Genomic DNA, 21982 nt, shown 5'->3' with positions numbered 1-21982 from the left:
CGCGGGTCTGAGACGACGATGCCCGCGCCGTATTCGGTTCGTACGGGGCGGTCACTGCGGACCGGCGCGCCTGCTGCCAATAATCATGGCGAACGAGAGCACGTCAGGAGTCTGCCACACGGCATGGCGTGCGGCCCCGCCGTCTCACGATGCGGGAGAGGCACCTCTGGCACGGGCCGGCCTGGAGCTGGTACGGGGCCAGCCCCGGGACCACGCTTTCATTCGGACGGGGTACGGCCCCCGTGTGAGCAGAAGATACGGGGCGCCCCGCACGGGGTACGGCCCCGCACGGAGCACGGAGCACGGAGCACGGAGCACGGAGCACGGAGCACGGAGCACGGAGCACGGAGCACGGAGCACGGAGCACGGAGCACGGAGCACGGGGCGCAAGCGACGATGGGGCACGGAGCCGCAGCACGTCAGCACGGAGCACGTCCGCACGGAGCACGGGGCGCAGAGCACAAGGACACGGGGCACGGGGCCTAGCGGGTCCACGGGGGGTTGGCCTCGGTGCGTAACGGAGCCGTGTACCGCGGGAAGGGGCCCGGTCACGCACCGCCGTGGCGCCCCGGCGCAAGAACGCGAAGGGCCCGCCTGCGCGCCGATGGGGCGCGGGGCGGGCCTTCCGTGCGGTACGTGTGTGTCTGGGGGCTTGATCAGGCCAGCGGGTGCATCCAGTTGTGGGTGTCGGGCGTGGCACCGGTCTGGATGTCAAGGAGCGCCTTGCGCAGCTTCATGGTGATCTCGCCGGGCTGGCCGTCGCCGACAGTCCAGTTGGCGCGGGCCGATTTGACGGAGCCAACGGGGGTGATGACGGCGGCGGTGCCGCAGGCGAAGACCTCGGTCAGCGAGCCATCGGCGTTGCCGTTCTTCCAGTCATCGACCGAGATCCGCCCCTCTTCGAACCCGTAACCCAGGTCCTCGCCGATCTTCAGGAGCGAGGCGCGGGTGATGCCGGGCAGCAGCGAACCGGACAGCTCCGGGGTGACGATGCGCACCGCGTCACCTGTGCGGTAGACGAAGTAGAGGTTCATGCCGCCCATCTCCTCGATCCAGCGGCGCTCGATGGCGTCCAGCCAGACCACCTGGTCGCAGCCCTTCTCGGCGGCCTGCGCCTGGGCGACCAGGGAGGCGGCGTAGTTGCCACCCGCCTTTGCTGCACCAGTGCCGCCGGGGGCGGCGCGCACGTACTCCTCGGACAGCCACACCGAGACCGGCTTCACACCGCCGGGGAAGTAGGCGCCCGCGGGTGAGGCAATGACCACGAACAGGTACTCGTTGGCCGGCCGCACGCCGAGGCCAACCTCAGTGGCGAACATGAACGGGCGCAGATACAGGGACTGCTCACCGTGGGCGGGGACCCACGCCCTGTCCTGGGTGACCAGTGCGTCGCAGGCGGCGATAAAGGTCTCAACCGGCAGTTCGGGCATGGCCAGTCGGCGGGCGGATGCCTGAAAGCGGGTGGCGTTGGCGTCGGGGCGGAAGGTGGCGACGGTGCCATCGGGCTGCTGGTATGCCTTGAGGCCCTCGAAGATGGTCTGCGCGTAGTGCAGAGTCATGTTCGCCGGGTCGATCGACAGCGGCGCGTACGGGACGAGCTGCGCGTCGTGCCAGCCGCGACCCTCGGTCCACTTGATGGTCACCATGTGATCGGTGAAGTGGCGTCCGAAACCGGGGCTGGCCAGGATCTTCTCGCGCTCCGCTGACGGGAGCGGATGCGAGGAGGGCTTGAGCTCGATCGTGGTCGTCGTCATGAGTACGTGTCCTTCACCGTGTGGGTTTGGCGGACCGCGCTCACTTCCGTCCCTGTAGGTCGGCTATAACGTCCGAGCTTCGCCTTGTGCTGCGGCCTCGCGTTCGATTATCGCTCGCGCGGAACCGTCCAGGAAACACAAGGCCACACTTCAGCGCGCGCGGGCCTGACCTCGATGGTCGCACCCCACCGCGCGGAAGCACAGCAACAGTGAGCAGCCTCCCGCCGGCGCTTTTCTTCTACGTTGTCGCTCTCGGGAGGGCCTGCCATCCGCCGCGGGCCGCTGAATTGGGCCGCACGGGGCGCCATCCTTGCGGCCAAGACCCACGCTGCGCGCGTTGGCCTGTGGCCCTGTGGCCCGTCAGTTCGTGACGCGGATCACCAGTGCGTCGCCGATCTCGTCCGTGGTCCTGGCCGCACCGTTGCGGGTGGCCAGGTCGTCGGCGACCGCCGTCTCGACTCGGGCCGCCTGCGCCTCGTAACCGAGGTGGCGCAGCAGCAGGGCGACGGAGAGCACGGTGGCGGTCGGATCGGCCTTGCCGGTGCCCGCGATGTCGGGGGCGGAGCCGTGAACCGGTTCGAACATGGACGGGAAGGCGCCGGTGGGGTTGATGTTGCCGCTGGCGGCGAGCCCGATGCCGCCGGTGACGGCGGCGGCCAGATCGGTGATGATGTCGCCGAAGAGGTTGTCGGTGACGATGACGTCAAAGCGCTCGGGCTGGGTGACGAAGAAGATCGTCGCCGCGTCCACGTGCAGATAGTCGGTGGTGACGTCCGGGTACTCCGCGCCGACCCGGTCGAAGATGTTCTTCCACAGATGGCCCGCGTAGATCAGGACGTTGTTCTTGTGCACCAGGGTCAGCTTCTTGCGCGGGCGGGCATTGGCCCGCTCGTACGCATCGCGCACCACGCGCTCCACGCCGTACGCGGTGTTGAGGCTGACCTCGGTGGCGACCTCCGCAGGGGTGCCGGTGCGCAGGCTGCCGCCGTTGCCCGTGTAGGGGCCCTCCGTGCCCTCGCGCACCACGACGAAGTCGATGTCGGGGCGGCCCGCGAGCGGTGTCGGGGTGTTCGGAAAGAGCTTGGAGGGGCGCAAGTTGACGTAGTGGTCGAAGGCGAAGCGCAGCTTGAGCAGCAGTCCGCGCTCCAGTACGCCGGAGGGCACGGACGGGTCGCCGATCGCACCGAGCAAGAGGGCGTCGTGCTCCTTGAGAGACTCAAGCTCCGCGTCCGGCAGGGTCTCCCCTGTCGCGTGCCACCGTCGGGCGCCGAGATCGTATTCCCTGGTCTCTAGCTTGACGTCCTGTGGAAGGACCGCCGAGAGCACTTTGAGGCCCTGGGCTACCACTTCCTGGCCGATTCCGTCACCGGGGATCACTGCGAGGCGAATGCTGCGAGACATGCGAGGACCCTACTCTTCGTCCCATTACATGACACGCCGCGTCCACTATGCGGACCGCACCCGCCAGTCAGGCGGCATTCACCTCAGATACGGCCCCAGTACAGCGCGGAGTTGATCCGCGCTGGGAACTTTCCCGTCATGACCGCTCATGCCCGCCAGCCCGGCCCCCACTCCCCCGGTTCCGCCGACGTACCACGGGTCGGCATTCCCGATGAGCTCGCTCGCCGCATGTCGATGCCCGAGCAACACGATTACCTGCGCGCCAAGCTGACCCGGCGCGGCGCCCTGCGTACGACGGCGGCGACCGCGGGCGCCGTCGTCGGCGCGGGGCTGCTCACCGGTTCGGCCTGCGCCGCGTCCCCGTCCCGCTCCGCAGCCCCGGCTGGCTCGCCCACGATGCAGCGGGTTGACGGGGCGTTCGTGGCTCCGTTCGGCCGCCATCTCGCGTTCGGAGCTGACCCGAAGACGCAGCTGCGCATCTCCTGGCAGGTGCCGTTCGCCGTCAAGCGCCCCTTCGTACGCATCGGGGCCAAGCCGTGGGAGCTGAGCCGGAAGATCGAGGCGGAGGTCCGCGATCTGCACACGCCGGCGCTCTCCGACAAGCTGCCCGCGGTTCAGCAGTGCTACCTGCACGCCGCGCTCGACGGGCTGCGCCCCGGCACCACGTACTACTACGGCGTGGGCCATGACGGCTTCGATCCGGCCGACCCCAGCAGGCTCTCCACGATCGGCAGCTTTCGTACGGCTCCCGCACGGCCCGAGAACTTCGTCTTCACCGCCTTCGGCGACCAGGGCGTGAGTTACGACGCACTCGCCAATGACCAGTTGATTCTTGGCCAGAACCCGTCCTTCCATCTCCACGCGGGCGACCTGTGCTACGCGGACAGCAAGGGTCATGGCGAGGAAACGGACGCCTACGACGCCCGGGTGTGGGATCAGTTCCTGGCCCAGACCGAATCGGTCGCCTCGCGGGTGCCCTGGATGGTGACCACCGGCAACCACGACATGGAGGCGTGGTACAGCCCCAACGGTTACGGCGGCCAACACGCGCGCTGGACACTGCCGGACAACGGCCCCGACGCACGCAACGCCCCCGGCAGCTACTCCTTCACGTACGGCAACGTCGGCGTGGTCGCTCTCGATGCCAACGATGTCTCCTACGAGATCACCGCCAACCTCGGCTATACGGGCGGACGGCAGACCGCCTGGCTCGACCGCCGGCTCGGCGAGCTGCGCCGCGCCCGTGGCATCGACTTCATCGTGGTCTTCTTCCACCACTGCGCCTACTCGACCACCAGTGCCCACGCATCGGACGGCGGCGTCCGCGACGCGTGGGTACCGCTCTTCGACAAGCACCAGGTCGATCTGGTGATCAATGGGCACAACCACGTCTACGAGCGCACCGACGCGCTACGCGGCGGTGAGGTCGCCAAGCAGGTGCCGATCGGCGAGAGCGTGGACTCCGTACGCGACGGCATCGTGTACGTCACGGCGGGCGGCGCGGGCAAGGCCCTGTACAGCTTCCCGGTGCCGGACAGCTACGAGGGGCACGTCAAGGACCGGGACGAGGTCCGCACGTATCACTGGGTCAAGGGCACGCAGAAGGACGAGGAGGTTGTGGAGTGGTCCCGGGTGCGGTTCACGGGCTTCTCCTTCATCGCGGTCAGCGTTCGTGCGGGCGCACGGCCCCGGCTGCGGGTGACGACGCTCGCCGAGACGGGCCAGCGCGTCGATCACTTCGACATCACGCGCTCAGACAACGAGGGACGCCACTAGCCGACGCCGTCGCACGAGGGCACGGGGCAACGGGGCAACGGGGCAACGGGGCAACGGGGCAACGGGGCAACGGGGCAACGGGGCAACGGGGCAACGGGGCCAGTTTGACCGATGGAGCCAGGCTGGCCGGTGGACTTGCGGCGCGGTTTGGCACGAGGTGCGGTGGGGCGCGAGAGCCTGGTGCACCGTGACGTCTCGCGCCCCGTACCGCGTGGTGAGCCCGCACCGCGGTGGTGAGCCGCGCCGCATCGTGAGCCAGTGCCCCGTGGTAGCTAGCGGCCCCGTACCGCGTAGCAGGGCTGGCCGCCTAGTGGCCCGTGGAGCCGCCGTTGTCGCGGCGGTCGAGCGCACGCTGGAGCGCGGCGGCGGCGTTCTTGCGGTCGGTGCTGTCCTCGCGGTGCGCGGTGTGCCGGATCTTACGAACGGTGTCGGCCATGATGCACGTCTCCAATGCCAATGCCAGAACCCGAAGGGGAATGGAATCGCCGGAAGGGCGGGAGCCTGGATACGGCAGGGGTCACCTGCGCGACGCAGCCAGCTCATCCGCCGTCGCTTGATGGAGCGAGACGTTCGGCTTCCACAAACGTAAGCCAGCCGAGCCGGACTGTCTGCACGATTACTCGGGCTTCCTACTATCTGAGACGGCGGCACCACCAAAACTCTCCCGGCCGGTGCCTTGTACGCCCTCGTCAGCCCAGAAAATGCCCCCGCCCCCGAATGGCTTGGGGGGCCGTACGGGGGCGGAGGCTGATAGTGCGCGCGGGGTAAGCGCGCACCGGGCCGGCCGGCCACATCCTGGCCAGCCAGCCGGTGTGCGGGGCTGGTCAGCCCATGTGCGGGTAGCGGTAGTCGGTCGGCGGGACCAGGGTCTCCTTGATGGAGCGGGTGGAGGTCCAGCGCATCAGGTTCTGCTTGGCGCCCGCCTTGTCGTTGGTGCCGGACGCGCGGCCACCACCGAACGGCTGCTGGCCGACGACCGCACCGGTCGGCTTGTCGTTGATGTAGAAGTTGCCGGCCGCGAAGCGCAGCGCCTCGCAGGTGGCGGCGGCAGCGGCGCGGTCCTGCGCGATGACGCCACCGGTCAGGGCGTACGCAGAGGCCGACTCCATCTGGGTGAGCATCTCGTCGTAGTTCTCGTCGTCGTAGACGAAGACGCCCAGGATCGGGCCGAAGTACTCGTCCTTGAAGATCTCGTTCTCGGGGTCGGTCGAGACGAGCACCGTCGGGCGTACGAAGTAACCCACGCTGTCGTCGTACGTGCCACCCGCGATGACCTCGATGGTCGGGTCGGCCTTGGCACGGTCGATGGCGGCCTTGTTCTTGGCGAAGGACCGCTCGTCGATGACGGCCGACATGAAGTTCGACAGGTCGGTGACGTCGCCCATGGTGAGGGCGTTCACCTCGGCGGCGAACTCCTCCTTGAGGCCGTTCTCCCACAGCGAGCGCGGCACGTAGGCGCGCGAGGCGGCGGAGCACTTCTGGCCCTGGAACTCGAAGGCACCCCGGGTCATCGCCGTCTTCAGAACGGCCGGGTCGGCGGACGGGTGGGCGACGATGAAGTCCTTGCCGCCGGTCTCGCCCACCAGACGCGGGTACGTCTTGTACTTCTCAATGTTGTTACCGACCGTCTTCCACAGGTACTGGAAGGTCTTGGTCGAGCCGGTGAAGTGGATGCCGGCCAGGTCCGGGTGGCTCAAGGCAACCTCGGAGACGGCGATGCCATCGCCGGTCACCAGGTTGATGACGCCCTTCGGCAGCCCGGCCTCCTCCAGGAGCTGCATCAGCAGCACGGCGGCGTGGGTCTGCGTCGGGGACGGCTTCCAAACGACCGTGTTACCCATCAAGGCCGGGGCGGTCGGCAGGTTGCCCGCGATGGCGGTGAAGTTAAACGGGGTAATGGCATAGACAAAGCCCTCAAGCGGCCGGTGGTCGCTGCGGTTCCACACGCCGGAAGCGTTGGCCATCGGCTGCTCGGCCATGATCTGACGCGCGAAGTGCACGTTGAAGCGCCAGAAGTCGACCAGTTCACAGGGAGTGTCGATCTCCGCCTGCTGCGCGGTCTTGGACTGGCCCAGCATGGTGGAGGCGGCCACCGTCTCGCGCCACGGGCCCGACAGCAGCTCAGCGGCCTTGAGGATGATCGCCGCGCGGTCATCGAAGGCCAGCGCGCGCCACGCGGGGGCGGCAGCCAGCGCGGCGTCCACGGCGTCCTGGGCGTCCTGGGTCGTGGCGTTCCCGTACGTGCCGAGCTTGGCGGCGTGGCGGTGCGGCTGCACGACGTCGAAGCGCTCGCCGCCACCCAGCCGCTTCTCGCCGCCGATGGTCATCGGCAGGTCGATGGGGTTGTCGCCAAGCTCCTTGAGCTTGATCTCAAGGCGGGCACGCTCGGGAGTGCCGGGTGCGTAGGTGTGCACCGGCTCGTTCACCGGCGCGGGGACCTGGGTCACAGCGTCCATGGCCGTGTCTCCTTCGATCGTCGGGTCTGCGTACGAAAACGTTTGGGGTACGGACGTAGGGGTGGGGCACGGGGCCATCAAGCTGCGGGGCCGGCAGGCTCCGCTTTGGCCCCGTATCTGCTCCAGCTCCGTATCTGCTCCGGCTGCTCCGGTCTGGGTTCCGCTCTGGCTCCGTCCAGCCTGGCTCCGCCTCCGGATGTGCTCCGGGTGCGCTCCCGGGATGTGCTCCCGGCCTGGCCGAACTGGCCGGTACGGAAACGGATCGGCCGGGTGTCGGAGCGGGTGCCCACTCGCCAGCCAGCGGGGGCGGCCGGGGTCCACCATCACGGTACTGCGGGCCAGCAAGGTCCTGCGAGCGTCTGTGGCGGGTGCCTCAGCCCCGGCTCACCAGGGAGCGCAGGAAGAAGGCCATGTTGGCCGGGCGCTCCGCGAGGCGGCGCATGAAGTACCCGTACCAGTCCGTGCCGTACGGCACGTAGATGCGCATCTGGTGGCCCTCGGCGAGAAGCCGCTCCTGCTCGGCGACCCGGATGCCGAACAGCATCTGGAACTCGTACTCGTCCAGCTTGCGGCCGTGCTGGCGGCCGAGTTCCTGCGCAATGGCGACCAGGCGCGGGTCGTGGGAACCGATCATCGGGTAGCCGTCGCCCGCCATGAGAACCTTCAGGCAGCGCACGTACGCCTTGTCAACCTCGCGCTTGTCCTGAAAGGCGACGTCGGCAGGCTCCTTGTACGCGCCCTTCACCAGCCGCACCCGCGAGCCCTCTGTGGCGAGCGCGTGGCAGTCCTCCTCCGTGCGGAACAGGTACGACTGCACGACCGCGCCCGTCTGCGGGAACCGCTTGCGCAGCTCGGTGAGGATCGCCAGCGTGGAATCGGTGGTGGTGTGGTCCTCCATGTCGAGGGCCACATTCATCCCGGCCTCGGCGGCGGCCTCCACGACGGGCGTGACGTTCGCCAGCGCGAGGTCGTGGCCGCCGGCCAGCGCCTGGCCGAACGCGGAAAGCTTGATCGACATCTCGGTGCGAGCGCCAAGGTTGAGCGGCGCGAGCGCATCGGTCAACCCGAGGTAAGCGTCACGGTTGCGCAGCGCCTCGGACGGGTCGGTGATGTCCTCGCCCAGGAAGTCCATGGTGACGTCGAGGCCACGGCCGGTCAGCCCGCGGATGACCGACATGGTCTGATCCAGGCGCTCACCCGCGACGAAACGGTCCACCATGGGGCGGGTGACCGGCGCGGCCGAGACGATACGGCGGATGGCGTCGCTGCGTGACGCGGCGAGCAGCACGGGACCCAGCACGGGGCACCTCCACGTTGCGGTTCTTCTTGTCAAGGCTGACGAGCGCCGAGTGCCCTATGGGCATGACGGCAAGGTGAGCCACTGTGAAACTTAAGGACCGGGGCCGGTACCCGACCATCGACACCTGTCACGCGTTGGTGCCCGGGATCTCAGACAGATGTATGACAATGGTGTTGGGCCGCGCGCCCCGGCGCTCATCAGGCGCACGACACCGGGCGCACGGCACACCGCACGCGCCGGCGTGGGCTGGGCCGCGACCACCCATGGCGGCGGTCGCGGGCAACGGCCGTCCTACGGCGACACGGGGCGGCCTGCCGGGGGCGCCTCCTACGGGGCGGCTCGCTACGACGTACGGGGCATCCGGGGCTGCACCGTCCCTGCGCACCGGACGCGCCGGGAGCACCGGACGCGTCGGAAGCGTCCCGCAGGACCCGTACACCCGCATGGCTCGCACACCCGTATGACCCGTATGACCCGTACACCGGTATGACTCGGACGTTCGAAGCGCGCGGAGCCCTCCCGGACGCCTCACCCGTCTCAGACATTCCGAAAAGAACGCAGACACCTCGAAGGCACCTCGAAGGGGGCCACGCGTCGGATGCGCGGCGACTATCAGCAACTCGTAGACGAGATCTCGGCGGCACTCGGCGCTCCCGCGACCCTTGAGGACCGTGACTTCAAACTGATCGCGTTCGGGGTGCACGACAGCGACGACGACCTTGCGATGGACCCGGTCCGTACGCGGTCGATTCTCCAGCGCCGCTCAACGGCGGCGGTGCGAGCCTGGTTCGAGGGCTTCGGTATCGCGCGCGCCCAGGCCCCGTTGCGGATTCCACCGGACCCGGCGGCCGGGGTATTCATGGGCCGCATCTGCTTGCCCGTACGGCATCGGGGCATCGTGCACGGCTATGTGTGGTTGCTGGACGACGGTCATCTCTCCGACCTCGAACTCGGCCATCCCAACGCCCCGACCGACCCCCGGCTGGCCCAGGCGATGGAGACGGCGGCCCGCATCGGTGCCCTGCTGGCGGCCGAGGCGCGCAGTGGGGCGGAGTTGGGCGAGTTGTTCCGGGCCCTCCTGGTGGGACCGTCCGCGGGTCGGGGCGAGGCAGAGACGGCGCTGCGCGACGCGCTCGGCTCCGCGGCCCGCGGCCCACTCGCCGTCGTCGCGGTGCTGCCCTGGGACGCCGAGAGTCTCGCGGAGTCCGCTCCGCTGCCGAACCTGCCGGGGCTAGCCGCCGTCTGTGCCATCACCGGCCCCGCGGAGACGGCGGCTGTGGGGGGCGCGGCCGGCACTGCGGGCGCGTCCGCCGGGCCGAGCGCGAGCCTCGCCGCCCTGGTTCGGCTGCGCTCCGTGACCTCCGTGGAGCCGGCACGCACCGCTGCGGAACAGCTGCTGCGTTCACCGCGTGCCGCGGGAACAGGGCACGAGGCTGGAGCGGGTGCCGCCGGTGGGGCGGGGCAGCGAGCGGGCGTCGGGGCTCCGGGCGGGCTGGACGGCGGGACGGAGCACGGGGGACGGGGCACGGGGCCGGCTGCGGGGCCACCGACCACGGGGCACGGAGCACGGAGCACGGGGCCCACCACGGGGCACGGAGCACGGGGCCCCGGACCTGACGGGGCACGGAGTACGGGGCCGACCACGGGGCACGGGGCACGGGGCGCCGCCGCGGGGGTCAGCGACGTGCGCCGCGAAATCGCCGAGCTCCCCGCCGCTTGGCGGGAGGCGCGGGCCGCCGCGCAGGCGGCGCGGGCCGACGAACGCTTGGGGCCCGTCGCCACCTGGGCGGGCGTCGGCCCGTACCGGCTCCTGACCGGCCTTCCCACCGCCGCCCCAGACCCGGCCGTACGCCCGCTTCTTGAGCAAGGCCACGCGGAACTGGCCCGCACCGTTGAGGAGTTCTTGGACCGGGCCGGCCAGGCGAGTCGGACCGCACAGGCCCTCGGCATCCACCGGCAGACGCTGTACTACCGGCTGTCCCGAGTGGAACAGCTCACCGGTCTCGACCTGGACACCGGCGAGGACCGGCTGCTCCTGCACATGGCCTTGAAAAGGGCACGCCTGGCGCGCGGTACAGGACCCGCGATTCCGTGAGCCCTAGCGGCGCAAAGCTCAGGACCGTCCGGCCCCTTCGGCCCCTCTGGTTTCACCAGCCCCTCCAGTTCTTCCAGCCCCTCCAGTTTCTCTAGCCTCTTCGGTCAGTGACGGGTCGAAGGTGGCGGCGAGGAGCCGCACGATGTACGGCAGCTCCGAACCGTCCTGGTTACCCGTCGCAGTGAGTGAGTACGCCAACACCCGGCGGGAGTCGCGGGTGGCGAATACCGCGGTGGTGTAGCCGGGGACCGCGCCCGACTTGCCCCACGCGGTAACACCGTTCGACCAGGTGGTCCGGGTGAGGCCGACGCTGAAGCAGGCGCGGCCCGCGTGCGGATCGCCGGGCACGCGGCAGTTGCCCTTGCCGCTGTACGCGACGTCGGGGACGGTGAACATCTCCGCGAGCTGCGGTCGCGGCACCACCTTCCCCGCGTACAACGCGGTGAAGAAACGCGTGAGGTCCGCGCTGGTGGAGATCAGACCGCCCTCGGCCCATGAGTAGGGGCTCTGTTCGGTGATGTCCACCAGCCGGCCGTCCACACGCACATAGCCGTGCGCGTGCGGTCCGGGTAGGCGGACGTCACGACGGTCGGGTACGTAGGTGCGGTGCAGGCCGAGCGGGCGCAGCACTCGGCGATCAATCTCGTGTGCGTAAGATTCGCGGGTGGCCTTCTCGATGAGCAGTCCGGCGACGAAGTAGTTGGTTCCGTTGTAGGACTGCTGACTGCCGGGCGCGAAGTCCATGTCCTTCTTGGTGGCGGAGGCGATCACCTCCTGCGGCGTCCAGTGGTCGAATCGGTGCCGTACGAACCAGGCAGCGTCGCCGCTCCCCTCCTCGCTCGCAGGCAGCCCGCTGGTGTGGTTGAGCAACTGGCGAACGCTGACATCGGGGTACGAGGCGGGCAACAGGCCGGGCAAGTAGTGCTGGACCGATGTGCCGAGATCGACCTTGTCCTCGGCGACGAGTTGGAGCACAACCGCGGCGGTGAACACCTTGCTGACGCTTCCGATGCGGAATGCGCCGTGGGCTGGCACCGGCCGCCCTGTGCGCACATCCGCGACGCCGGACGTGCCCGCCCACTCGCCCTCCGTACCGCTCACCTTCACGAGGGCACTGGTCACCTTTTCGTTCGGGAGGCCGCTGATCGCCTCCCGTAGGGCCCCGGCGTCGAGTGACGGCAGCACACCACCACCGTCGAGATACGGGGCACGGAGCCCGGTAGGAGCGGTTGGGATCTGCGGAGCGGGCACGGCGCTCGGGGCCTCGACCGGCGAAGCGACGGAGCCCCGCGGCCCGATGTCGTCAGACGCCGCGACGGAGCCGGCGGGAGCGACAGAGCTCGACGGAGCAGGCACGGGCAGGGTGGCGGGGCCGGAAGAGGAGGCCTCGGCGGTGAGCGCGGTACCCATGGTGGCTAACAACACGGCGGCCAGAACAGCGCTGGCAGTGGTCAGTTTCCGCTGCATAGGGAGCTCTTTCTCGGGTTGGTGATGAGTGACGTGTCCTGCGCCCACCGTGGCCGCCCCATCTCCCGGTCGGCCACCCCAGCAGATCCGCGCCACGGGCCGGCGGCATCATCGACCCGTGCCAGCACGCCGGGGGTGCCCTCGGTGACGATGGCGTCGAGGGCCCGACCGGTGCCGGGATGCGGGCCGCCCTGCTCACTGCCCTGTGCGGCCAGGCTCGTCGTGTCGTCTGAGCCGGTGGCCGCGCCGGCAGGCAGCGCGGCCACGGCCGCAAGCGCCCCGGCCGAGCCAGGGCGCCGACACTGCGGCAGTTCTGTGTTCGCGCGCGGGCACGCGCGTGCGCGTGTTTGCTTGTGTGCCTACGCGTCATGGCTGGCGATCTCTCCCGTAGCGGCGCGACAGCCTGGTGCTGCGCGCCAGTTACCCGGAAGGACCCGGCACCGGCGGCCTCGCGTTGAGCGCACGCGTGACAACCGGGGTCGGATCAGGGTTGCGGGGTGCCGACCCCTTCCGGGTTGTCACCTGCGGGCAGCGGCTGGCGCATCGTCAAGATCAGCCAATCGCGCCCGGTGCCCGCCAGTTCCGGATCGAACGCCTTGGGCGTGGGGCGGCCGTACTCCACCGCTACCAGGCCGATATCGCGAATCAACGGCGCCCGGCCCGGCTATGGAACCACCAGTCCAGCTCCGCTCTCGGGCCGCCAAACCAGAGGTCGGTGAAGTCCGGGGAGACGGCGGGGCGTGCGGCGCGTAACAGGTCCCCGGCCGCATCGAGGAATAGCCGCGCTAAGGGGTCCTCGAACAACCGGTTCGTGCGCTGGTGCTCCATGTCGCGCAGAAACGTGACACCCAAAGCGGTTTCCGCAAGTCCGGTTAACCGTGGGGGCAGTTCCTCTGAGTGGGTCATGGCCCCGTGCCCCGTGCCCCGTGCCCCGTGCTCCGTACGAGCCCCAACTCCGCGCCCCATAGCTAGTGGCGCACCCCGCGGCCCCGTGCCCCGGACGCCATGGCCCCGTGCCCCGTAGGACACCCCGCCCCCACTCCCCCGCTAGCCCAGGTGCATCGCGGTTGGCTCGGCATCCGCCGTCGCTTGGGCGTCGCCGCGTTGCGGGCGCGGGGTGTTCATGAGTGCGCCCACCAGCACGGCCGCTGCGGCGAGGATCAGTGAGGCCCAGACGAACGCGTCCGAGAAGCCCTCCGTGAGCGCTCGCTTGGCGATCTCCGGGTTGGGTGGCCGGTGCCCGGCGAGGTAGTCGGCTGTGGCGCTGGTGGCGATCGTGTTGAGCAGGGCCGTGCCGATCGAGCCGCCGATTTGCTGCGCCGTGGTGACCGAGGCGGAGGCAATGCCGGTCTCCTCGGGTAGTACGCCGTGCGTGGCGTAGTTCATCGCCGGGGCCATCACCAGGCCCATACCCATGCCGATCAAGATCTCTGCGGGGAGCACCCCCGTCGCGTACGAACTGTTCGGCTCCAGCGGGATCAGCCAGCCAATGCCGGCCGCGGCGATCAGCAGCCCCGGCGCGATCAGCACCCGGGGCGGGACCTTGGGGATCAGCCGCGCCGCGATGCCGCCCGCCGCCAGCAGCACACCCGCCGTCAGCGGCAGGAAGGCTACTCCGGTGACGACCGCCGAGTAGCCCTTGACGATCTGCATGTAGTAGGTGAGGAACAGGAACATCGCGAACATGCCCACCACCGACAGGCCCACCGCCAAGTAGGCCCCGCCACGGGTGCGGTCCATGACCACCCGCAGTGGCAGCAGCGGGCTGGCGACCCGCCGCTCTACCAGGACGAAGGCCGTAAGCAGCAGTACGCCGGCGGTCAGCAGACTGATGACCGGGGCCGAGCCCCAGCCGTCCGACTCCGCTTCGCTGCATCCGTACACCACGGCCACCAGGCCGCTGACGGCGAGCAGTACGCCGGGTATGTCGAACTGTGCTCGGTCTGCGCTGGTCCGGGCGTCGGCGGGTAGCACGTACCAACCGAAGACCGCGGCGATCGCTATGGGCACGTTCACATACAGGCACCAGCGCCAGTCGAGGTATTCGGTGAGCAGCCCGCCGAGTACGAGGCCGATCGCTCCGCCGCCCGCGGCAATGGCACCGAAGATCCCGAACGCCTTCGCACGTTCCTTCGCTCCCGTGAACATCACCGCGAGCAGCGAGAGCGCGGACGGCGCCAGCAGTGCGGCGAAGACGCCCTGGAGCGCGCGGGCGCCGAGGAGCACCCCGAAGGTGCCCGCCGCGCCGCCGAGTGCGGAAGCACCGGCGAAGCCGACGAGGCCGACGATGAAGGCGCGGCGGCGCCCGGTGTAGTCGGCGATCCGCCCGCCGAAGAGCAGCAGGCTGCCGAAGGCGAGTGTGTACGCGGTGATGACCCACTGCCGGTCCCCGTCGGAGACCCCGAGATCACGCTGCGCGGAGGGTAGTGCGATGTTCACGATCGTGATGTCGAGCACGATCATCAACTGGGCCAGGCCGATGAAGAGCAGTGCCAGCCACCGCTTGGGGTGCGCATCGGTCGGTTGCGCGTCCGCGGGCGCTGCGTGGGCCGATGGCGTGTCCGCGGGTGGCGCAGCCTCGGGTATCGGCGTCGGTACGGGCCTGGGCTCGGGCGCATCGCCGGGCCTGCGGTCGCTGACGGACATGGTGTCGCCTCTCTGGTGCGCGTGCTGTGGGCTGTGTTGTGCTGGGCTGAGTTGAGCTGTGCTGTGCTGTGCTGTGCTGCTGTGGGGGGGGTGGGGTGGGGTGGGGTGGGGTGGCGCCGATCAGATCTGCGGGCCTGGCGGAGAGCCAGGGGCCTTGCCGATGACGTGGGCCCTGATCCGCTTGAACCAGCCGATGTCTACGGCGGGGCCGGGCAGTTCGGCGCGCGGCGCGGTGGCGCCCGGGGTGCGCAGACCGTCGAGGTAGATCTCCAACTGCCGATGGGCCAGATCGCCGTCCTCCGCGAGTGGCTCGCCGGGCAGCGGCCGGGAGATGCGCATGAGCATCAGCGCGATGTCGCCGAAAAGGACGTCGGGGCGCAGCGTTCCCGCGGCCTGCGCCTGGGTGAGCAGCTCCTGGATCGGATCGGCGGCGTCCTGCCGAACTCCGTCGAGCACCTCGTCCATCGCCACCCGCCCCATGAGTGCGGGCAGGACGGAGCCGAGCTTGAGGTCAAGCGCGGCGTGCATGAAGGTTCGCAGCGCCTCGAACGGTTCGGCCCGCTCGTCGCGTGCCACCAGCGCGGCCTCGCCCAGCGCCGTGAACACCTCGACGGCCACGCCGCGGATCAAGTCCGAACGGTCGGGGAAGCGCCGGTAGAGGGTGGCGACCCCGACGCCCGCGCGTCTGGCGATCTCGTCCAGCGGGGCGTCCGGGCCCTGTGCGGCGAAGATTTCCCGGGCAGCGCGCAGGATGTGTTCCCGATTACGCAAGGCGTCGGCGCGCATGCGCGCGGGTTGCGCCTTCGCGCCTGCGGTGGCGGTGGCGGTAGCGGTGGCGGTGGCGTCACTGTCGGCGGTCACGGATCTCCTCCTCGGCGAACTGAGCGACGGGGCGGTCGGCCTTGGGGTCTGCCCGCAGCTCTCGGGGATCGCAGCTGCCGCACTGTGCAGCTGCGGCGTCCCGGCACGTTGAGAGCTCCCCGACCCGGAGGTCTTGGAGCCGCGGCCCGCGCGCACACGGCAGCGGGCAGCACCCATCCCGTAGGTGGAAAGTTTTTCTCCACTTAGACCAGCGTAGAGCCTTCTTCGACAGAATTCATCACCTGTTGAGTAATGGAGCCAAAAAAACCGGGCCCGCCCCGCCGTAGCGGTTCGAACCCGGTCCTTCGGTACACCAGCGCCAAGTGGCCGGTGGGCTGGGTCAGTCCGTCAAGTTCACCGAGCGCGCGGAGGTCGCGCCGATCTCCACCGCGATCTCGGCCATCACCGGCGCCGGAATCGTGTGGTCCACGGTCAGCGCGACCAGCGCCTCACCACCCACCGCGGACCGCGACACCTGCATGCCCGCGATGTTGATCCCGGCCTCGCCAAGGATGCGGCCAACGGTACCGACGACGCCGGGGCGGTCGCCGTAGCGCAGGAATGCCATGTGATCGGCGAGTGCCAGGTCCACATCGTGCTCGCCCACCGCGACGATCTTCTGCTGATGCTTGGGGCCGGCCAGCGTGCCGGAGATGGACACCTCCTGGCCGTCCGACAGCGTGCCGCGCACGGTCACCACGTTGCGATGGTCGGGCGACTCGGAGCTCGTGGTCAACCGCACCTCGACGCCACGCTCCTGCGCGAACAGCGGCGCGTTCACGTACGAGACCGTCTCGGCGACGACATCCTCGAACACGCCCTTGAGCGCGGAGAGTTCAAGCACCTTCACATCGTGCTGAGTGATCTCGCCGTACACCTCGACATCGAGGCGGGCCGCGACCTCCCCGGCCAGTGCCGTGAAAATCCGCCCCAGCTTCTCGGCCAGCGGCAGCCCGGGGCGTACGTCCTCGGCGATCACGCCGCCCTGCACGTTGACCGCATCCGGAACCAGTTCGCCCGCGAGCGCAAGCCGTACCGACTTGGCGACCGCGATGCCCGCCTTCTCCTGCGCCTCCCCCGTCGAAGCACCCAGGTGCGGCGTCGCGACCACCTGGTCGAACTCGAAGAGCGGCGAGTCCGTGCAGGGCTCCGCGGCGTAGACGTCGAGGCCAGCGCCCGCGACCCGACCCTCCTTCAACGCCGAGGCCAGCGCCGCCTCGTCCACGATTCCGCCCCGGGCGGCGTTGACGATGCGCACCTCCGGCTTGACCTTGTGCAGCGCCTCGTCACCGATGAGCCCCAGCGTCTCGGGGGTCTTCGGCAGGTGCACCGTGATGAAGTCGGCGACGGCGAGCAGCTCGTCCAGCGACAGCAGCTTGACGCCCATCTGCGCGGCCCGGGCAGGCTGTACGTAGGGGTCGTACGCAACGATCTTCATGCCGAACGCGGACATCCGCTGGGCCACCAGCACCCCGATGCGGCCAAGGCCGACCACGCCCAGCGTCTTCTCGCTCAGCTCGACGCCGGTGTACTTGCTCCGCTTCCACTCGCCGTTCTTGAGCGCGGCGTTGGCCTGCGGGATGTTGCGGGCAGTTGCGACGAGCAGGCCGCAGGCCAACTCGGCGGCGGTGACGATGTTGGAGGTCGGCGCGTTCACGACCATCACGCCCGCCTTGGTGGCGGCGGCGACATCGACGTTGTCCAGGCCCACGCCCGCACGGGCGACGACCTTGAGCTTGCGGGCCGCGGCAATCGCCTCGGCATCCACCTTGGTGGCGCTGCGGACCAAGATGGCGTCCACGTCGGCGATGGCGGGGAGCAGCTCGGCCCGGTCCGCGCCGTTGCAGTGCCGGATGTCGAAGTCGGGGCCGAGGGCATCGACGGTGGCGGGCGAGAGTTCTTCAGCGATGAGTACGACAGGTTTGCTGGACGTAGCAGTGCTCACGTGGTCCTCAGTCCTCACTAGTCCTGCGGACGGCCGTCCCGACGGCCGAAGGCGGTGAAGGGGTCAGCCGCGTGGAAGACGCACGACGCTGTGAGCCTGACGCGCTTGTGAAAGCAGTGTAGTGGCGTACGGGCCGGACTCTTGCGCCGTTGCACAAGCATCGTTCGGCCGTGGCTGAACACGGTGGGAAAGCTCGGCGACGCCCGCTCGGAATTACGGTATCGGGGCTGGTCAGCGCTCTGCACTTGGGCTCATCCGCCGGCCGCGACGCTCCCCGCCGGTCATCTTGTCGCCACCGCTTCCCCGGCCCGGTACGCGCCGTGGGCGCGCGCCGCCGGAGGTCACCCCGGCGGCGTGCGCCCACGCCCGCGCCGACAGCGCGTTTACTCGTTGTCGTCCACCCAGCTCATGAGCTTGCGCAGCTCCTTGCCTGTGGTCTCCAAGAGGTGGTCCTGGTCGGCCTTCTTGTACTCGTTGTACTTCGGCAGCCCTGAGTGGTATTCGGCCATCCAGCTCTTGGCGAAGGAGCCATCCTGGATCTCGCCGAGCACCTTTTTCATTTCGGCCTTGGTGGCGTCGTTGACGATCCGCGGGCCGGTGACGTAGTCGCCCCACTCGGCGGTCTCAGAGACCGACCAGCGCATCTTCTCCAGGCCGCCCTCGTACATCAGGTCCACGATGAGCTTGAGCTCGTGCAAACACTCGAAGTACGCGATCTCCGGCTGATAGCCCGCCTCGACCAGGGTCTCGAAGCCCGCCTTGACCAGCGCGGTCGTGCCACCGCACAGCACGGCCTGCTCTCCGAAGAGGTCGGTCTCGGTCTCCTCGGTGAAGGTCGTCTTGATGACACCGGCCCGGGTGCCACCGATGGCCTTGGCGTACGAGAGCGCCAGCGCGAAGCCGTTCCCGGTGGCGTCCTGCTCAACAGCCGCGATGCACGGAACGCCGCGGCCCTCCTCGTACTGGCGGCGGACCAGATGCCCCGGGCCCTTGGGGGCGACCATGGCGACGTCCACACCGGCCGCGGGCTTGATGAAGCCGTACCGGATGTTGAGGCCGTGTCCGAAGAAGAGCGCGTCGCCCTCCTTGAGGTTGTCCTTGACGGACTCCTCGTAGACCTGTGCCTGGATCGGGTCCGGCACCAGCATCATGATCACGTCGGCCTCGGCCGCAGCCTCGGCCGGGGTCATCACGCGCAGCCCCTGCTCCTCGGCCTTGACCCTGGAGCCCGAGCCCTCGTGCAGGCCAACACGGACGTCAACGCCCGAGTCGCGCAGCGACAGCGCGTGGGCATGGCCCTGGCTGCCGTATCCGAGAACCGCAACCTTGCGGCCCTGGATGATGGACAGGTCGGCGTCGTCGTCGTAGAACAGCTCGGCCACTTCGGGTATCTCCTAGCGTTTCGGTTGTGCGGCCCACCGTATGACGGGTGGACGGGGGAAGGCTTCGGGGTCTCGCTATCCGGTCTTGCTCGCCGGCCCTACAAGCCAGTCGGAACCAGCCGGGTGCGGTGGTGTGAGCCGACTTGACGCGTACTGACCCGGCTGGCGCGTGCGGATACGCACGGTGCGCAGGGGGTGTGCGGGTACAGGCGTACGGGTGTGCACGGCGCTGCACCGCTACGGCGCGCCCAGGGGTGTGGGCGACAGGCCGCGCTATGCGGAGCGGTCGAGGGCGCGCAGGCTCCGGTCGGTGATGGAGCGCGCTCCGCGCCCGATGGCGATGGTGCCGGACTGCACCAGTTCCTTGATGCCGAAGGGCTCCAGCATCTTGAGCATGGCCTCTAGCTTGTCGCTGCCGCCGGTGGCTTCGATGGTGACGGCCTCCGGTGAGACGTCCACCGTCTTGGCGCGGAAGAGCTGGACGATCTCCACCACCTGGGAGCGGGTCTCGTTGTCGGCGCGAACCTTCACCAATACGAGTTCACGCTGGATGGCCGAACCGTCCTCCAGCTCAACGATCTTCAGCACGTTGACCAACTTGTTGAGCTGCTTGGTCACCTGCTCCAAAGGCAGTTCCTCGACGTTGACCACGATGGTGATGCGGGAGATGTCGGGGTGCTCGGTGACGCCGACGGCGAGCGAGTCGATATTGAACCCGCGGCGCGAGAACAGCGCGGCGATCCGGGCGAGGATACCGGGGGTGTTCTCCACCAGGACGGAGAGCGTGTGCTTGGACATGGGACTCGGTCTCTCTTCTCGGCTTGCGCTCAGTCGGCTGCTCAGTCGTCTTCGTTGTCGCCGAAGTCGGGGCGGACGCCGCGAGCGGCCATGACCTCATCGTTGGAGGTGCCAGCGGCGACCATGGGCCAGACCATGGCGTCCTCGTGGACGATGAAGTCCACTACCACGGGGCGGTCGTTGATGGAGTTGGCCTTCTCGATGACCGCGTCGAGTTGGGCCGGGTCTTCGCAGCGCAGCCCGACACAACCCATCGCCTCGGCCAATTTCACGAAATCGGGAACGCGGGTTCCGGCGAGCTTCTTTTCACCGGGGGCCCGGTTTCCGGGGCCGGAGTGCAGCACCGTGTTGGAATAGCGCTGGTTGTAGAAGAGGGTCTGCCATTGACGGACCATGCCGAGGGCGCCGTTGTTGATGATGGCGACCTTGATCGGGATGTCGTTCAATGCGCAGGTGGCCAGTTCCTGGTTGGTCATCTGGAAACAACCATCACCATCAATGGCCCACACCGTACGGTCCGGCCGCCCCGCCTTCGCTCCCATTGCGGCCGGAACGGCGTACCCCATCGTCCCTGCGCCACCAGAGTTCAGCCAGGTGGCCGGCTCTTGGTACTCAATGAAATGCGACGCCCACATCTGGTGTTGACCCACGCCCGCCGCATACACCGTTCCCTGCGGCGCCAATTGACCGATCCGCTCAATCACCTGTTGCGGCGACAAGCTCCCGTCCGCCGGCAGGTCGTACCCGAGCGGATAAGTCTGCCGCCACCGATTCAGATCCACCCACCAAGCGGCGTAATCGCCCACTTGGCCTCCGGCGTGCTCAGCCCGCACCGCCGTCACCAAATCCGTGATCACCTCCCGCGCATCCCCCACGATCGGCACATCCGCCATGCGGTTCTTCCCGATCTCCGCCGGGTCGATATCCGCGTGTACCACCTTCGCCAAGGGCGCGAAGGAATCCAGTCGCCCCGTCACCCGATCGTCAAATCGGGCGCCCAACGCCACAATCAGGTCCGCCTTCTGTAGCGCGGTCACCGCAGCCACCGTGCCATGCATCCCCGGCATCCCCAGATGCTGCGGATGCGTATCGGGGAAAGACCCGAGCGCCATCAGCGTCGTGGTCACCGGCGCACCCGTCAGCTCCGCCAGGACCCGCAGCTCATCGCTGGCGCGCGCCTTCAGCACCCCGCCGCCGACATACAGCACCGGACGCCGCGCCTGAGTGATCAACCGGGCCGCCTCCCGGATTTGCTTGGCATGTGGCTTGGTCACCGGGCGGTACCCCGGTAGCTCCGTCTGCGGCGGCCACACGAAGCGCGTCCGCGCCTGCAACGCGTCCTTCGCGATATCCACCAGCACCGGACCAGGCCGCCCCGTTGAAGCTACGTGGAACGCCTCCGCGATCGTCCGCGGAATGTCATCCGCGTTCGTCACCAGCCAATTGTGCTTGGTGATGGGCATGGTGATGCCGCAGATATCCGCCTCTTGAAAGGCATCGGTACCAATGGCCTGAGAGGCCACCTGGCCGGTGATGGCGACCAGCGGCACGGAATCCATGTGCGCATCGGCGATCGGGGTGACCAAATTGGTCGCACCAGGGCCAGAGGTCGCCATACATACCCCGACCTTGCCGGTGGCCTGCGCATAACCGGTCGCGGCATGGCCCGCACCCTGCTCATGTCGCACCAGCACATGCCGGACCTTCGATGAATCCATCATCGGGTCATAGGCGGGCAGGATCGCCCCTCCGGGGATACCAAAGACGATGTCGGCGCCGACCTCCTCAAGCGAACGAATGAGGGATTGCGCGCCCGTGACGTCCTCGACGGTGACGGGCTGCTGCCCGCCGCTTCGGGCCCGCGGCTGGGGATGGTGGGCCCCGGTGGCCTGCTCGGTCATCGGCATTCTCTTCTCGAAGATGTGTGTTTGTGCGGGGGTGGGAGTGCATCAGTGCAACAAAAAACCCCCCGTGCCGTGAGGCAAGCGAGGGGAGCGCGTCGGGAGGAGGTCCGCAGGGCCTTTGTCATATGCCCTGGTTAGCCGACGCGCTGTCCAAGTACGAGAATTCGGGTGCGCATGGCTCTGACCCTCCTCCCGTC

Annotated in this window: 17 protein-coding genes; 2 read left to right on the top strand and 15 right to left on the bottom strand. The window is 68.9% G+C overall.

Features of this window, described 5'->3' with window-relative positions; translation table 11 throughout:
• Positions 1-656: 656 nt before the first annotated feature.
• Both FHS42_RS14335 and FHS42_RS14330 read right to left on the bottom strand, forming a co-directional pair.
• The gene (locus FHS42_RS14335; RefSeq protein ID WP_184572580.1) at positions 657-1754 is read right to left on the bottom strand and encodes a branched-chain amino acid aminotransferase; all 1098 of its coding nucleotides are present in this window, start codon (positions 1752-1754) and stop codon (positions 657-659) included.
• Between the two features lie 360 nt (positions 1755-2114).
• Complete coding sequence (locus tag FHS42_RS14330) at positions 2115-3155, bottom strand: 3-isopropylmalate dehydrogenase (protein WP_184572579.1); 1041 nt, start codon at positions 3153-3155, stop codon at positions 2115-2117.
• Between the two features lie 138 nt (positions 3156-3293).
• On the opposite strand from FHS42_RS14330, the gene FHS42_RS14325 reads away from it, so the two are divergent.
• Positions 3294-4931 carry a purple acid phosphatase family protein gene (locus FHS42_RS14325; protein ID WP_184572578.1) on the top strand — a complete coding sequence of 546 codons (1638 nt, stop codon included), beginning with the start codon at positions 3294-3296 and terminating at the stop codon, positions 4929-4931.
• Between the two features lie 307 nt (positions 4932-5238).
• Here FHS42_RS14325 and FHS42_RS38210 read toward each other — a convergent pair whose 3' ends face one another.
• The 3 genes from FHS42_RS38210 to FHS42_RS14315 form a co-directional block, all read right to left on the bottom strand.
• On the bottom strand, positions 5239-5367 hold the full coding sequence (locus FHS42_RS38210; RefSeq protein WP_281392748.1) for a hypothetical protein: 129 nt from the start codon (positions 5365-5367) through the stop codon (positions 5239-5241).
• Positions 5368-5755: 388 nt separating this feature from the next.
• Positions 5756-7387, bottom strand: coding sequence for an L-glutamate gamma-semialdehyde dehydrogenase (pruA, locus tag FHS42_RS14320; RefSeq protein ID WP_184572577.1), 1632 nt, complete (start codon positions 7385-7387; stop codon positions 5756-5758).
• 373 nt (positions 7388-7760) lie between these two features.
• Complete coding sequence (locus FHS42_RS14315; protein WP_184572576.1) at positions 7761-8687, bottom strand: proline dehydrogenase family protein; 927 nt, start codon at positions 8685-8687, stop codon at positions 7761-7763.
• Between the two features lie 598 nt (positions 8688-9285).
• Between FHS42_RS14315 and FHS42_RS14310 the strand changes: the two genes are divergently transcribed.
• The gene (locus FHS42_RS14310) at positions 9286-10782 is read left to right on the top strand and encodes a PucR family transcriptional regulator (protein ID WP_184572575.1); all 1497 of its coding nucleotides are present in this window, start codon (positions 9286-9288) and stop codon (positions 10780-10782) included.
• 18 nt (positions 10783-10800) lie between these two features.
• On the opposite strand, the gene FHS42_RS14305 is transcribed toward FHS42_RS14310, so the two are convergent.
• The 10 genes from FHS42_RS14305 to FHS42_RS14260 form a co-directional block, all read right to left on the bottom strand.
• Positions 10801-12249: a serine hydrolase domain-containing protein gene (locus FHS42_RS14305; protein ID WP_184572574.1), complete on the bottom strand. Its 1449-nt coding sequence runs from the start codon at positions 12247-12249 to the stop codon at positions 10801-10803.
• Positions 12234-12515 carry a hypothetical protein gene (locus FHS42_RS14300; protein ID WP_184572573.1) on the bottom strand — a complete coding sequence of 94 codons (282 nt, stop codon included), beginning with the start codon at positions 12513-12515 and terminating at the stop codon, positions 12234-12236. Before FHS42_RS14300 ends, FHS42_RS14305 begins: the two co-directional genes overlap by 16 nt.
• A 218-nt stretch (positions 12516-12733) precedes the next feature.
• On the bottom strand, positions 12734-12898 hold the full coding sequence (locus tag FHS42_RS14295) for a hypothetical protein (protein WP_184572572.1): 165 nt from the start codon (positions 12896-12898) through the stop codon (positions 12734-12736).
• Positions 12895-13155: a hypothetical protein gene (locus tag FHS42_RS14290; protein WP_184572571.1), complete on the bottom strand. Its 261-nt coding sequence runs from the start codon at positions 13153-13155 to the stop codon at positions 12895-12897. The genes FHS42_RS14295 and FHS42_RS14290 overlap by 4 nt, the downstream gene beginning before the upstream one ends.
• A 141-nt stretch (positions 13156-13296) precedes the next feature.
• On the bottom strand, positions 13297-14895 hold the full coding sequence (locus FHS42_RS14285) for an MFS transporter (RefSeq protein ID WP_221476472.1): 1599 nt from the start codon (positions 14893-14895) through the stop codon (positions 13297-13299).
• Positions 14896-15015: 120 nt separating this feature from the next.
• Complete coding sequence (locus tag FHS42_RS14280) at positions 15016-15756, bottom strand: TetR/AcrR family transcriptional regulator (RefSeq protein ID WP_312866868.1); 741 nt, start codon at positions 15754-15756, stop codon at positions 15016-15018.
• A gap of 340 nt (positions 15757-16096) precedes the next feature.
• A complete protein-coding gene (gene serA / locus FHS42_RS14275; RefSeq protein WP_184572569.1) occupies positions 16097-17701 on the bottom strand; it encodes a phosphoglycerate dehydrogenase in 1605 nt (534 codons plus the stop codon).
• Between the two features lie 383 nt (positions 17702-18084).
• On the bottom strand, positions 18085-19083 hold the full coding sequence (gene ilvC / locus FHS42_RS14270; protein ID WP_184572568.1) for a ketol-acid reductoisomerase: 999 nt from the start codon (positions 19081-19083) through the stop codon (positions 18085-18087).
• A 273-nt stretch (positions 19084-19356) separates the two neighbouring features.
• Positions 19357-19881 (bottom strand): acetolactate synthase small subunit, encoded by a 525-nt coding sequence (ilvN, locus tag FHS42_RS14265; RefSeq protein ID WP_184572567.1) that lies wholly within the window; start codon positions 19879-19881, stop codon positions 19357-19359.
• 41 nt (positions 19882-19922) lie between these two features.
• The gene (locus FHS42_RS14260) at positions 19923-21782 is read right to left on the bottom strand and encodes an acetolactate synthase large subunit (RefSeq protein WP_184572566.1); all 1860 of its coding nucleotides are present in this window, start codon (positions 21780-21782) and stop codon (positions 19923-19925) included.
• Between the last annotated feature and the right edge of the window lie 200 nt (positions 21783-21982).

The organism is Streptomyces zagrosensis (genome assembly GCF_014203645.1).
Taxonomy (GTDB): domain Bacteria; phylum Actinomycetota; class Actinomycetes; order Streptomycetales; family Streptomycetaceae; genus Streptomyces; species Streptomyces zagrosensis.
This window is presented reverse-complemented; position numbering and strand designations above follow the sequence as displayed.